Raw genomic sequence first — 14803 nt, 5'->3', positions numbered from 1 at the left:
ACTATGTATGAACAATTTAAAAGAGGAATCATCTATTCAGCAATGGGTAAATACTCTATTGTATTAGTGCAGCTTTTAGTCACAGCAGTCATCTCACGGATATTGACCCCAGCGGAATACGGCATCGTATCTGCGGTCAATATCTTTTTAGTGTTCTTTCAGCTCCTGGCAGATTTCGGAATTGGGCCCGCCATTATTCAAAATAAACAGCTGACCAGAAAAGAAGTGGACTCGATCTTTTCGTTCAGCCTGTACATAGCAGTTGGACTGTCAATCCTGTTTGTCTTCCTGGGCTATCCCATGAGTCTGTTTTACGGGAACGAAGTATTCATAAGAATCAGCATGATCTTAGCCATCGCGGTTTTCTTCTATGGCATTCTAGTTGTCCCGCAGTCGTTATTATTAAAGGAACAAAATTTCAAGCTGGTTAACTTGACGACGATAGCCGGTGCAATAGTGTCCGGAATCGTCTCGATTATTCTCGCCTTTTTAGGCTTCAGTTATTATGCCATCATTATCGGAAATACGGCAAAAGCCTTCACGATGTTTATGGTCTTTTACCTTAAAACAGACACCAGAATTAAGCTGAAGTTCTCTTGGGCCCCGCTTAGAAAGATATACGCGTTTTCCAGAAACCAGTTCTTATTTAATTTTATCAATTACTTTTCACGAAACCTGGACAATTTACTGATCGGACGGTACCTCTCATCAAGTGCTTTAGCCTACTATGATCAAGCTTACCGGATGTCTCTCTACCCGAATCAAGTCCTGACAAGTGTCGTTACCTCAGTGATCCATCCGATTTTATCCGATTATGTCGACGAAAAAGAACGCATCAAGAGAGTGTACCTGAGAATGTCCAACTTACTTGCGACTCTGGGAATGCCACTGTCTGTCTTTTTGTTCTTCACAGCTGAAGAAATTATCCTGTTCATATTCGGCCTTCAATGGGACGGCAGTATCCTGACGTTCCAAATATTAGCCTTGTCTGTCTGGATCCAGATGATCGTCTCAAGCACGGGTGGTATCTTCCAGTCAGGTAACCGGACAGATTTACTCTTGTTATCCGGTATATTATCGACTATCTTTAATGTATCGGGTATTGTAAGTGGAATCTTAATGGGGCAGATTGAATTTGTCGCGTTGTTCCTCGTTATCGCTTTTGCATTGAACTTCCTGCAGGTCAATTATCTGCTGATGATTAAAATGTTTAATGACAGCTTACTGCCCTTCTTTAAAGTACTGATCAAGCCACTTATTCTTGCGCTGATTCAAGTAGGCGCTTTTCTGCTGTTGCCGGATCTGCCATTCAATCTGTTTATCAATCTGGTCATTAAAGGCCTTGTATTCGTAGTCATGTGGATCGGTGGACTGCTTATCACGGGAGAATTCAAACGCCTGTTGAATGAAGTCAGAACCGCCAAAGATTAACGCTAAACCAATCGAAAGGAGCAAGTCTACTATGTCACATCCATTAGTCTCCATCATTGTGCCGTCTTATAATGTCGAACGGTACATTGAAGAGTGTATCGAGTCATTACTCAATCAGACCTACACGCATACTGAAATCATCGTAATCGATGACGGATCAAAAGACGCGACAGTCTACTTGCTCAAACAATACAAAGATAAAATCAAAGTAATTGCCCACGACAACAATAAAGGACAGGGCGCGAGACGGAATGAAGGCATAAAAGAAGCAAAAGGGAAATACCTTTACTTTGTCGATTCTGATGACTGGATCGAACCGGAGACGATTGAAGAATCAGTTAAGCAACTGGAACAGACAGAGGCGGATCTGGTTCGCTTTAACGGCAGAAGTTTTCACGACGGAAACGCAGGGCCAGAGAATGAAGGGGATTACACATTCAGTCACCAGCTGGAAGACCGAAAAGTGTATCAGCAGGAAGAAGCGCTGCAGAAAAACCGAAAGACATTCAGTGCGTCGCCATGCCTGTACTTAGTGAAAAAAGAATTGATTGTCACTCACAACCTTTATTTTCTAGAAGGTGTGCTTCACGAAGATGAGTATTTCACCACGCGTCTTTTTACTGTACTGGAAACAATGACCTATCTTAACAAGGCATTTTACCATAGACGGTACCGAGCGGCTTCTACCATGACAGAGAACACGCGGATCCATAAAGTAAAATCCTTCGATTCTTACCTAGAGGTGTTTAAGGGACTGGAAGACGTGTACAGAAGTCCAGAGCTTACTGAAAATCAAAAAGTGTTTGTTAAGCGTCAGCTTTTATCCATATACCATGGGTTAATGAAGGCTCAGACGTATAACCTGAATAATAAGAAAATTGATCCTTCAGGAATGATTACCTTTAAAGATAAACTGTTTCTAACAGCTGCCAGGCTAAAGCAATTACTGAACTAAAAGTGACAGTCAGTCTCATTAATAAAATCTTTAGACAGCTTAAAGACTTACTATAGAAAGTGAGGGCCCTTTATTGCCGAAACTAATTACCACAAAATTGTACGATTTAGCACCTGGATTCTGGACGGTTACATTGTTCTCTTTGATCTCTATTGCTTTTTTAGTCAGTGACTGGATCATCTTTTACTCTTCATTCGGTGATTTTGTGCTGGCATTAACCGCTTTTCTATTTTTAATATTAGGGCAGGTGACTCTATCAAAGAAACAGATGATTGCTGGATCTATTCCCTTATTTTTTCTGGGATTGAATTATATCTTAAATGTTAATTTTAATGATTACTGGTTCGACACTACAAGGGCTTTTTTATCAGCACTCAAAATCGGTCTATATTTAAGTGTCCTGTTGATGGTGTACAGTTTTGTTAAAAGAAAGAATTTATATAAACAGTTTTTAAAAACCAGTAATGTATTTGCAGTAGCATCTATTATTATTGGTATAGTTATAACACTGCTCATCTATTTAAATAGAGATGATATATACTTAGTCCTTTGGACATTTACCCGCACGGACACAACTAGTTATTTATTTAATGAGAATGAGAATATCGTTCGAATGCGGAGCTTGTTTTCTGAACCGGCTCATTTAGGTTATTATCTTAATACTGTATTTTTTGCAAATGTCTTTTCAGGATTTAAAAAAAATAAATGGGTTTTAGCTATACTTATTTTCGGCATACTGTTTACTCTGAGTTACAGTATGATCATTATATTATGTGCCACTGGATCGACCTATCTGATTACCCGTTTGATAAAAAAAGATATTAAATGGCAACAGTGGTATTGGATTGTCATACTTCCCTTTATTGTAGGAGTTGGTTTCTTCTGGGACTTTATTCAAGTGACGATTATCCAGCGGACATTAGACATCGTAACAGGAGCAGATGGTTCGGCTTACAGTAGGATCGTTCAAAGTTGGATTTATCTGGAAAATGAACGGATCATATTTGGAAATGGAGTGGCTCATTCGCCTCCTATCACCAATATTTACGCCTACCTGCTGACTGATTTTGGTTTGGTTGGATTGATTCCATATGTGCTCTTCACACTTTATTTACTTATCTCTAATGTATCTATATTTATGTTATTTTTTTTAATGAACAGTGCCAAGGGAGGCTATTTAAATCCCGCTTTCTGGCTGTTTTTACTTTATATGTTCGTATTCTGCATTAGAAAAAAAGGAAATCAGAATGTTGGCTAGACAGTCCGTACACTTAATTAGAGTGGAGTGATAATTGGGGTTTAAATTCAAATTGTTTATGACAAATGAAGAAACACCACAATTGAACAGTCAATGTATGGTAATATGATGCCTGATTGTTTGATCATTAGCTGTATAATAATTATTCTCAGGATGGAGCCTTAATGACATGGACAAGAAAAAAATTGCTATAGTATTTGGTACACGACCGGAAGCCATTAAAATGGCACCTGTTATTCTTGAATTGAATAAACAGTCAAAAGAATACACCACACTAGTCATTGTTTCTGCCCAGCACCGCGAAATGCTGGATCAGGTTCTGGATGTATTTTCAATTAGACCAGACTTTGATATGGATATAATGAAAAAAAATCAGACTTTGTCGGATATCACGTCAGATATTCTAAAAGGGATTGAATCAATATTCTTGGATGAAAAACCGGATATGGTGCTGGTGCATGGGGACACGACAACCAGTTTTGCAGCTGCTCTAGCTGCTTACTACCATCAGATACCAATAGGGCACGTGGAAGCAGGATTGAGGACATACGATAAATATTTTCCATTCCCTGAAGAAGCGAACAGACAGCTGATCGATACGCTGACCGATTTGTTTTTTGTCCCAACTGAAATGACCAAAGCAAACTTACTTAATGAAGGAAAAGATGAACACAAAATAAGTGTCACGGGTAATACGGTGATTGATGCGATACACTATACAAAAGAATCTAATACTCGTCATTCTTCGCTTGACCTCATGAACGACTCTCCTGATCAAAAGTGGATACTTCTCACCATGCACCGTAGGGAAAACCATGGACAACCTATGCAGCACGTATTTGAAGCGATAAATGCCATTACTGAGAAGCACAAGAATGTATCTGTACTAATGCCAGTTCATTTAAGCCCAATCGTCCAGGCAATGGCGAACGAGTTACTTGGAGACCGCGATCGAATCCACTTGGTAGAACCCCTTGAGGTTGACGTATTTCATCAGGTTATCAGTAAGGCCTATATGGTGCTGACTGATTCCGGGGGGCTTCAGGAAGAAGCACCGGCGCTGGATGTACCTGTTCTGGTCCTTCGTGACAAAACGGAACGTCCTGAAGGGCTTGAAGCTGGCACCCTTAAAGTGATTGGGACTGAAAAAGATAATGTAATTTATGCCGTAAACGAGCTTTTGGTTGATACAGAATTATATCTTAAAATGTCCAAAGCAGTAAATCCATATGGAGACGGCTTAGCCAGTAGTCGTATAATTAAAGAGATAACAAAATACTTTGAAGAGTAGCGCTAGGAGGAATTAATAGATGCAAAGTGGTCCAATTAGTCAATTGTACAGTGCACGATCAAAGATGCAGTCAATTGTATCATATGCTTTATTAATTCTGTTAAGCCTTGCGTTTGTGTTGAGTGACTGGATTTACAAACAGATTACATTTGCTGAATACATTTTACTATTTATACTTATCTTACTGATTCTGACAGTAAATTTTAAACTAAAAAGGGAACAGCTAGTCGTCATAACAGGCTTAGTAGGCTTTTTGGCTGCGCACGTGATGCTTCAATATGCTTTTAATGATGCATTTGTCATTAGAACAGCCGTGATGGGCATACTTAAACTTCTTTTTTATTCCGTTATGGTAACGGTTGTGATTAATTACTTGAGAGAACACAAGCTGACACGTTCATTTTTGATAATCAATAATGTTTTAGCTGTACTGGTTATTTTGATTGGTGTTTACATTACGTTTGAACTTTACCGCGAAACTAGAGTACCTCAGGAGATATTTTGGCGCTTTACCCGCAGAGATATTTACAGCTATTATTTCGAATCGAATCCTGCCATTATCAGAACTAGAAGTATATTTTCAGAACCGGCACATTTAGGCTTTTATCTCAATACATTGATTGCCGTCAATTTATTTTCTAAAGTAAAGTCAAAAGGACTGTTCCTATTTTCGGTGGTGCTGTCTCTAGGAATCTTAAGCACCTTTTCTTATAGCATGATTGGTATATTGATCGTTATAGTATTGATTAAAATCGCCTTATTGTTTTACACCAAAAGTTTTAAATGGTCCAACTGGTTACTTCTTATTCCACTCTCACTAGTTCTATTTTCCATTTTCTACTGGGATATTATTGAGACTACACTAATACAGCGAACTGTTTCCGTATTTACAGGACAGGATACATCTGCTCGTATGAGACTATTTGATAGCTGGCAGTATGTTGACCGCAGCACGATTTTACTGGGTAATGGACTCGGGCAGACACCAGTAGTAACGAATGTTTATGCTTACGCTGTATCTGATTTTGGCATAGCGGGACTCCTTGTTTTAAGTGGATTCACAATATGGATCCTTCGAGAAAACTGGGCATTGGGACTTATTTTCATTCTGCTGAATAGTGCTAAGGGCGGATATTTATCATCAGGGTACTGGCTTATGATTTTACTGATTGTATTATATACTGTGGATGAAAGAGTTTGAACGAGTGATATAACCAAAAACAGTTTTTATTAAAAAAAGAAGGGAGGAACAGCATGGGAATTTATTTTGCCATACTGCTGATCGTTTTGTCCTTGGCACTAACTGAACTGATACTGGACAAAAGATGGATCGGATGGCTGACCGGCGCTACTTTGGCCATATTTGCCGGATTAAGGTACTATATGGGATATGATTTTGTATCCTATGGTGTCTACTATAATAGAGCAGATTCCCTCAGGGTTCTGTTTGATGGATCAGTCCGTTTGGAATCCGGGTTTCTATTTTTTAGCTCGCTATTCTCTACTCTTGGACTGAACTACTATACATTCGTCTTGTTCTTTGCGATTCTCACACTAGCATCACTAACGTATTTCCTCTATAAATATGTCCCGTATCCATCCATGGTTCTGGCTTATTATTATGGTCGATTCTTTATGGCGAGAGATATGGGACAAGTAAGAGGATCACTTGCTGCAATTATTCTACTGTTTACCATCCCGTATATCATAAATAAACAGCCGGTTAAATTCTTGCTGATTGTATTTCTGGCATCATTATTTCATGTTACAGCCTACGCATTCATTGCGGGTTACATTTTTAATTTGATAATAAAAAAGGTGACCGTGAAAAATGCAGTGGGCTACTTATTACTGGCGACATTTGCAGGCTACCTGATGCAGAATCCTGCATTGTACTTGTGGGCAGTTCCTTCTGGATACGGTTCGTATTTTACCAATCCGTACTATATTAGTGGACCATGGATCAGGTATCCTATCTTATGGATGCAAATACTGCTCATTTTTGGAATGATTATATTTTTCAAGCAACTCAAGATAGATGAAGATAAATGGGTTAAGGTCATGATGAAGTTGTATTTACTTTCACCAATATTTTTACTGGCATTTGGAACTCTTGAAACAGTAGGGGGAAGAATCAGTACGCTTTTTGCTACTATGGAAATACTACTTGTCCCTTACTTTTTTATGTCCTTAACTAAATACAAAGTATTAAATATAATGTGTTACATCGGCTTTTCAGTCGTTGTCTTTCTGCTGATATTTGTTATCTCCGGTATGTACCGAAGATATACACCGTATCAGACAGTCTTTTAATATCCTTTTTATACACTAACAGGTGTGGTACACTTTTTAAGATTTAAAATAAGAATGGGGGACTTACCTTGCATAAATCAGGTGGGTTTGATCGAACAAAAAAAATTATCAGCGGACTAATCGATATTGGCATTTATCATTATGCTATTTATCTGTCTTTTTGGTTAAGGTATGACGGTATGATCCCGTTCTTTAACTACTATGCATATGAAGAGGCACGCATATATATCATGCTTGCATTTACATTATTTAATATATTATTTGGTATGTACATCCTGTACAATAAATCCAGAATCGACTTTGTTTATCTGACCGTACTGGTTCAGTTTATAATGACCCTGGCGATTATGGTCTTTACGTTTTACGGAAGATGGTTCACTTTTCCAAGATCAGTTTTAGGGATTAGTTTTATAATAAGTACGATCCTGTTGCTGATCTGGCGCTTTATCGTATTCAAAATCTACGAAAAAGTTGACGGGACCAAGAAAGTTATGGTTGTCGGAAGCGTTGAAGCCTGCAAAAAGGCTATTTACAACTTTGGAAACGCCAAAAACAAGCGACACACGATTACGATTGCTGTAACAGATAATTTTTATGAAAATGTTAAGAACAATATGAATCAAGTCGACATCGTGTACTTATCAGAAAACCTGAAAGACAAGATAAAAATATATGATTTGATGATCAGGGAAGATAAAAAAATATTTCTGCAGACCAGTTTTGAGAACATGGTCATGGTCAATCCAAATATCATGAATATAGAAGATGAGAGCTTGATTGAAGTGTCCAACTTCCGTATTTCTCCGGAAAATGATTTGATTAAAAGGCTGATCGATTTTGTAGTTGCTCTGCTCATGATAATTGTAACGTCACCTATCATGATTGTGACCGCGGTGTTAGTGAAAGCCACCTCTAAAGGGCCTGTTTTTTATAAACAAATAAGAATTACGAAAAATCAGAAAGAATTTGGAATACTCAAATTCAGAACAATGGGAGCAACTGCTGAAAAAGACTCTGGGCCGGTGCTGGCTACTTCCAACGATACAAGGGTTACACCAATTGGAAAGCACTTAAGGTCGCTGCGAATTGATGAATTGCCGCAGCTGTTTAATGTGCTGCTTGGGGATATGTCACTAGTTGGACCAAGACCGGAACGTCCATTTTTCGTGGACCAGTTCAAAGAACTGAATCCGTATTACTATTTAAGGCATAATGTCAGAGCAGGTATTACAGGGTATGCGCAAGTTTACGGTAAATATGCTACTGATTTTAACAGCAAGTTAAATTTTGATTTGTTGTACATTAAAAAATACTCTTTAGTTTTAGACATTAAAATCATGGTTCAGACAATCAAAATCTTATTTGATAAAGTGTCTTCTAAAGGCGTGGAAGATGAAGAAATGGATATTAAACTGAAACCTATTCCCGATACAATAACTATTTTGGAGTAATAGAAAGGATACTGCAGCTTATGATACGCCCCTTTTTTAGTATCGTTATGCCAGCTTACAATTGCGAAAATACAGTAAGGAAAACGATCACCAGTTTAAAAAAGCAGGAATGGACTGATTTTGAATGCATTATAGTCAATGATGGGTCCACTGATAATTCACAAACGGTCATTGACTCCGCCATTGCACATGATTCCCGCTTTACTCAGCTCACTAAGAAAAATGAGGGGCCGGGAAGTGCACGAAATATGGGTATTGATTCTGCCAAAGGGCATTATTTATATTTGATGGACTCCGATGATGCATTGCCTGAAATGACGTTGAAGAAATACGCTATGACCCTGGAAAAACAGGACCCGGATCTTATTGTGTCTTCCTACAGACTTGATGTCATGGATGGGGCTGATTTTGTAGACGAGCGGATTGTCAAAGTGAAAGATGAATGGCTGGGGACTCATGAGTTGTTTTTAGCCAAACTGCATGAATTAATGGAAAAACAATTGATGTATGTTATTTGGAATAAAGTATACAAACTGGATATCGTAAAAGCCAATAATATCAGATTTCCTCATTACAGCAGTTGTGAAGACCGGCTGTTCAATCTGCAGTATTACAGTCATGTCAATACATGTCAGATATCTTCAGATGTCTTGTACAACTATACATTTGATGGAAGAAACAGTTTAACAAACAAATTTTTACCAAATAAATTCGAAACATTCGAAGAGTTTTATAGAGAGTTAGTAAAGTTGACGGATAAAAATTTGCCAGTTTCCAGTGCTTTATTTTTAAAAGGGACGATGTCCTGTATTATTCCATTCCACAGTAAGGATTGTCCCTATTCTTTTAAAGAAAAACGAAGAAAAATAAAAGAAATTCTCAATCACCCTTCTGTGAAAAAAGCGAGTAAATATAGCGCGACTAACTCGCCTATGCGAAAAATAATGGCTGGCCTATTTAGATCTAAGTCAGTCAGTCTAAATGGCGCGGCATCATATGTCATGTTTTATGTCAGTCACCTGTCGCCGAAGCTGATCGAAAAACTTAAAGGAAATTTCTAGAAAAGGAGATTATATTGTGAGTGAACCATTAAGAGTATTACATTTCCAAGGAAGAATGGGAAAAGGCGGAGCAGAAACGTTCATGATGAACACCTATCGAAATATCGATCGCAGTAAAATTCAGTTTGACTTTCTGATTTATCATGATTTCAAAGATGTTACCCCATATAATAAAGAGATTGAACGGTTAGGTGGTAGAATCTTTTCAGTTCCAAACCCGAAAAAGCACCCGTTGGGTTATATTAAAGCAGTAAAGAAACTGCTGCATGATCATCATTTTGACATCGTTCATAATGAAGTCTTCTTTGGTGGAGGCCTTAATTTAAGACTTGCCTATAATTCAGGGATAGCTAAACGAATTGCACACAGCCATGCCACTACTGATGGGAACGATTCAATTGTGTTTAAAACCGCCCGTAAATTTTTGGATAAATGGTTATTTAAATATGCAACTGATTTTCTAGCCTGTTCAACGGAAGCAGGTGTAGGCTTATTTGGAGAACATCAGCCTTTTATTTTTGTGCCTAACGGAATCGATCTCCAGCTGTATCAGGCTTTCCCTGAGAGCAAAAATGAGAGCAGACGGAAATTGGGTATCTCTGAAGAACACTTTGTTATAGGAAACATAGGACGATTTGAAAAACAGAAAAACCATAGTTTTTTAATCGATATTTTCAATGAGATCATTCAGATCAAACCTGAGAGCACTCTCTTGCTGATAGGAGAAGGGTCTCTTGAAGAAGAGATAAAAGAAAAAGTTAATCGTTTAAATTTAACGGAAGCCGTTTGTTTTATGGGTGTCAGAGATGATATTCCGCGAATACTGAATGCGATGGATGTCTTGGTGATGCCGTCTTTATACGAAGGATTGCCTATTTCAGCTGTAGAAGCGCAGGCAGCTGGTTTGAAATTAGTCTTATCAAAAGAGGTTTCAAGAGAGACAGTACTATCAGAGAACGTCATATTTGAGTCACTTCAAACTAGTCCTCGCGACTGGGCTCAGTCAATTATAAATGAGCCTTTAGGAAACAACCCGTTACCGGAGATGAAACAATATGGCAAACAATACACTGCTGATTTGATGCAATCTATTTATTTAGGTGAGGAGATCGCTAATTGAAAAATATTCCAACGAAAGATGAAGTAATAGGTTATATAAAAAACGGTCGAAAAACTATAGTCATCACTGTAGGCGTTTTTGTACTTCTCTTTATGGTGCTAATTGCATATAGTATTTATTCAACTTTTACTGAGACAAGAGAAGAAGAGGAAGAGTTTTTGTCTCAAGAAGAAATTGTAGAGATACTCGAAAGAGAACCGGAAGAAGTCAGCACCGCTGACATTAGAAACATTGAAGAGGCACTGGAAGAGGAACGATATGCATTTGGTGTTTTGATTGAGAGAGAAGATCAGACATTTTATAATTATCCCAACTTAATAACAGAATTTTTAATCAGCGAGGAAGTTGTTTCTTATATAGAGGCTAGGGTTGGAAGGGAATTATTACCTTCGGCTGAGCTGGCTGTAGAAGTTTCAGAAGATTCTAGTACACGCATACTGGAAGTCGTGGTAGGGACAGCTGATGTTGAGGACAACAGGGTAATAGCACAGGCTTATTATGACGCTATACAGGAAGAAGGACTTATTGTCGCATTAGATGATAAGGTTATCTATATGATGGATGATGAGCCGTTCCTGGTTGAAACAGAAACATGGATGGATCTAGCTCTTGCTCAGATCCAGTACATTAGTCCTATTAGGGCAGTGATAGGCTTTGTTGTTACAGTAATTATTGGATTTATAACGGGCGTTATAATTGTATTGTTTAAAACCATGCTCAGTAAAGAAATACCATTTATGTATGAACTGGAAGAGAACGATTCCGATACTATTTTGTATTTTAATCAGTTAAGAGGTATCAGCACCGAAGAAAAACAAGTTAAATTAGCTCATTCTATAAGCAGGTTCCCACAAAAGAAAAAAATAGTTTTATCACAGTTTGAGTTGGATACAGTCTCTAATCTATTGACTGAAGAGAAAAAAGAGCATCAAAGTGGAAATGAAATTTTATTCTTTAGGGACTTCGCAGAATGCCCTTCAGACGTTCAGTTTGATGAAGTTATAATATTAATAGAACAGAATAAATCCACCAAAGACTGGTATAAAAATCAGCGTATACAGTTGAGTAGGACCACTGCTCCTGTAACCATTCTTAATTATTAGAAATATGTTAACTTAATGATGTACTCAAAAGGCTAGCTTAAGCTAGCTTTTTTTAGTACATGATTAATCCGTTTTGTTTCTAATTGTTACAGAACTTTGAAATTTAAGAATGAAATAATCAATTTTTATTAGAATTCAGCATAGATTCATGTATATTTATGATATACTTTTTCTGTTATCAAAATTTAATGATTGTAAAATCAAGGAGGAAATAATGATTAAAAAGAAATGGTTTAGTGTTGTATCGACAGGTATACTTGCTTTCTCCTCAGGAGCGCCTTCAGTTTTAGCAGGAGCACCTTTTGTACTTGATCTGATTCAAGACGAAAACAAGATGGAATTTAACTTAGACAGTAGTGTGTCATTAGCAGAAGTGGTGGAGGTCACCGATGAGAATGTACAAGCATTTTTAGCAGATATATACATAAGTAAGGACGCAGATGGAAATTTAGTGTTGGTTGGTGGTAGTAATACATATGCCTTGAATATTTCAATCAATGAAGAATCAGTCAGTATAGACGAAAACGAAGAGTTTAACGTCGTCCTAACGTTAAACCAGGAAATTCAGGGTGAAAAGCTCTCAATTGAAATTTTATCTGCTGGTGAAGTAGTAGAAGAAATTTCTATCCCAGTTGAAGAGTTAGTATTACTAGCAGATCTTTCTGATACATATAATGAAGATGTCTCTTCATTAGAAAAAGAGGAAATTCCTGAAGAAGTTTTAGAAGAAACAACTGACTCAGAAGAAAGTGTTGAAGAAGCTGATTTAATAGAAGAAATCGAAGAAGTAGAAGAACTTGAAACAGTCCTTGAGGAATCAGAAGAAACAGTATCAGAAGAAGTCGAATATGAAGAAGAGACGATTACAGAAGACGTCGTTGAAGAAAGTGCAGAAACTGATACTGAAAAAGAATCAGTTAAAGAAAACGAAGAGGAAGAAGCAGAAGTCGAGTCAGAAGAAGGATCTGAAAGTGAAGAAGAGCCTGTAGCGTTTGAACGGTCTTCTGAAGTAGAATCTTTACTGCACGGGGAAGAAGAAGTAGCCCCTACTTTCCAGACATTTAACTTTATGACTTTTTCATCTACTACTCGTACGCACAGTGATGGTTTGTATACCGTCAGAGCTGGTGACACATTTGGAGCAATTGCTACTTCTTTCAATTTAAGTCAAGCACAATTGAGAGAGTGGAATGGTCATGTGTCAAACATTAATTCTTTATCAGTAGGAACTCAGTTAGCAGTCACACGCCGTGGAGTAGAGAGATCGCTGTCGGCAGCTGATCAAAGTAGATTATATAAAGGTGGAGCAACTCCCGTCTTTACAACTAATCAAGGATTCATAGATGAAATTGCACCGCGAGCAATTGCGATTGCAAATCAGGATGGAGAAGAAGGGTTATATGCTTCACTAATGATTGCTCAGGCAGCTCATGAAAGTGCCTACGGAAGAAGTTCATTGGCTTCACCCCCTTATCATAATTTAAGTGGAATAAAAGGCACCCATAACGGCAACTCTACTTTAATGTGGACTTGGGAAGTCTACAACGGCGTAAGAGTTGATGTATTAGCTGGATTCAGACATTATCCTTCTTATGATGCCTCATTGCAGGATTACGCTAATCTGCTAAGAAGAGGATTGTCTTGGGACAGACGTTACTATGCTGGTACATGGAGATCCACTACTACATCTGTTTTTGATGTTTTGGATAGAGGTGGATTAAGAGGATATGCAACTGATCCGAATTATTTCGCTGCAATCAGACGTATTATCAATCAGTTTAATCTGACACAATACGATAATATTCAAGTAGAAGATTTAACTCCTAAATTAGTAGAAAACATTTCAAACTCCAGAACAGTAAATTACTCAGGAATATTACGTACAGGTTATTCAATCGATACTATGCCTTGGGGAATGAACGGTTTCCAGCGTTTGGGAAGAACCGAAGTTCATGCTGATCAATTGGTTAATGTCGTTAGAGAAGCTCAAAACGGAGCATACCTGCTGATTGAACTGAATGGTGAATTATTAGGCTGGGTAGACCATAGAGCCGTGAATACTAATGCCAGAAGAATTTCAAATGGTATTGATATCAGCTACGATGTTATCGTTCAAAATGGGGGTTATTCACTTGATTCTCAACCATGGGGAACTAACGGATTTGTTCGTTTAAGCAATACGACTCAGTATCGCGGTCAAGAGGCTAGAGTTGTTCAGGAAACAAAAAATGGAAATTACGTGTTACTTCAACAAAATGGTCAGTTAATCGGATGGGCAGATCATCGTTCAGTTCGAAGAGCAATCGAAGTTCAAAACGTTTCAAACAGTTTTCCGGTTGATTATACAGCGACTATAGCGCGCAGCGGCTATTCAATGGATTCACTTCCATGGGGTACAGCTGGATTCCAGCGTGTCGACCGCACGAACAACCGTGTTGGTACACGCGTACAGGTTACTCATGAAACAGGTTCTTATGCATTAGTAACGGTTAATGGGACACGACTTGGCTGGGTGGACAAAGCAGCTTTAGACGGTGTTCCTGTCAGACAGAATTACTCTGCAGCAAGCACTGTCAATTATACAGCTACATTGAGAAGTGGGTATACTCTGGATACATTACCATGGGGAGTAGCCGGTCACAGAAGAATTTCACGTACACAGTTCTATTCAGGACAGACAGTACGTGTAACTAGCCAGACAGGTTCATACGCATTGATACAAATCAATGGCAGAAACTTTGGATGGGTAGATAGAAGAGCGATCATCAGATAATTAGGTTAATAGATGGAAAGAGGACAAGACAATCAGTCGTGTCCTCT

At 38.1% G+C, this 14803-nt stretch carries 11 protein-coding genes; all 11 read left to right on the top strand.

Annotated elements, in window-relative coordinates; translation table 11 throughout:
* The first annotated feature begins 3 nt into the window (after window positions 1-3).
* The 11 genes from CLV38_RS05910 (at window position 4) to CLV38_RS05860 (ending at window position 14756) form a co-directional block, all read left to right on the top strand.
* Window positions 4-1431 (top strand): lipopolysaccharide biosynthesis protein, encoded by a 1428-nt coding sequence (locus CLV38_RS05910; protein WP_106192781.1) that lies wholly within the window; start codon window positions 4-6, stop codon window positions 1429-1431.
* Window positions 1432-1462: 31 nt separating this feature from the next.
* Window positions 1463-2386, top strand: a complete 924-nt coding sequence (locus CLV38_RS05905; protein ID WP_170068829.1) for a glycosyltransferase family 2 protein — start codon at window positions 1463-1465, stop codon at window positions 2384-2386.
* A 73-nt stretch (window positions 2387-2459) separates the two neighbouring features.
* Window positions 2460-3644, top strand: a complete 1185-nt coding sequence (locus CLV38_RS05900; RefSeq protein WP_106192776.1) for a hypothetical protein — start codon at window positions 2460-2462, stop codon at window positions 3642-3644.
* 169 nt (window positions 3645-3813) lie between these two features.
* A complete protein-coding gene (wecB, locus tag CLV38_RS05895; protein WP_106192774.1) occupies window positions 3814-4935 on the top strand; it encodes a non-hydrolyzing UDP-N-acetylglucosamine 2-epimerase in 1122 nt (373 codons plus the stop codon).
* Between the two features lie 19 nt (window positions 4936-4954).
* Window positions 4955-6136: a hypothetical protein gene (locus tag CLV38_RS05890; protein WP_106192771.1), complete on the top strand. Its 1182-nt coding sequence runs from the start codon at window positions 4955-4957 to the stop codon at window positions 6134-6136.
* 53 nt (window positions 6137-6189) lie between these two features.
* Window positions 6190-7248, top strand: a complete 1059-nt coding sequence (locus CLV38_RS05885) for an EpsG family protein (protein ID WP_106192769.1) — start codon at window positions 6190-6192, stop codon at window positions 7246-7248.
* 68 nt (window positions 7249-7316) lie between these two features.
* The gene (locus tag CLV38_RS05880; RefSeq protein WP_106192767.1) at window positions 7317-8699 is read left to right on the top strand and encodes a sugar transferase; all 1383 of its coding nucleotides are present in this window, start codon (window positions 7317-7319) and stop codon (window positions 8697-8699) included.
* 20 nt (window positions 8700-8719) lie between these two features.
* Complete coding sequence (locus tag CLV38_RS05875; RefSeq protein WP_106192764.1) at window positions 8720-9760, top strand: glycosyltransferase family 2 protein; 1041 nt, start codon at window positions 8720-8722, stop codon at window positions 9758-9760.
* A gap of 16 nt (window positions 9761-9776) precedes the next feature.
* A complete protein-coding gene (locus tag CLV38_RS05870; protein ID WP_245920553.1) occupies window positions 9777-10880 on the top strand; it encodes a glycosyltransferase family 1 protein in 1104 nt (367 codons plus the stop codon).
* Complete coding sequence (locus CLV38_RS05865; protein WP_106192761.1) at window positions 10877-11983, top strand: hypothetical protein; 1107 nt, start codon at window positions 10877-10879, stop codon at window positions 11981-11983. Before CLV38_RS05870 ends, CLV38_RS05865 begins: the two co-directional genes overlap by 4 nt.
* Window positions 11984-12197: 214 nt before the next feature.
* Window positions 12198-14756, top strand: coding sequence for a GW dipeptide domain-containing protein (locus tag CLV38_RS05860; RefSeq protein ID WP_170068828.1), 2559 nt, complete (start codon window positions 12198-12200; stop codon window positions 14754-14756).
* Window positions 14757-14803 lie beyond the last annotated feature (47 nt).

It is taken from the genome of Alkalibacterium olivapovliticus (assembly GCF_003003275.1).
Classification (GTDB): Bacteria; Bacillota; Bacilli; order Lactobacillales; family Carnobacteriaceae_A; genus Alkalibacterium; species Alkalibacterium olivapovliticum.
The sequence above is the reverse complement of the archived record's forward strand: the minus strand, read 5'-3'. Positions and strand labels throughout refer to the sequence as shown.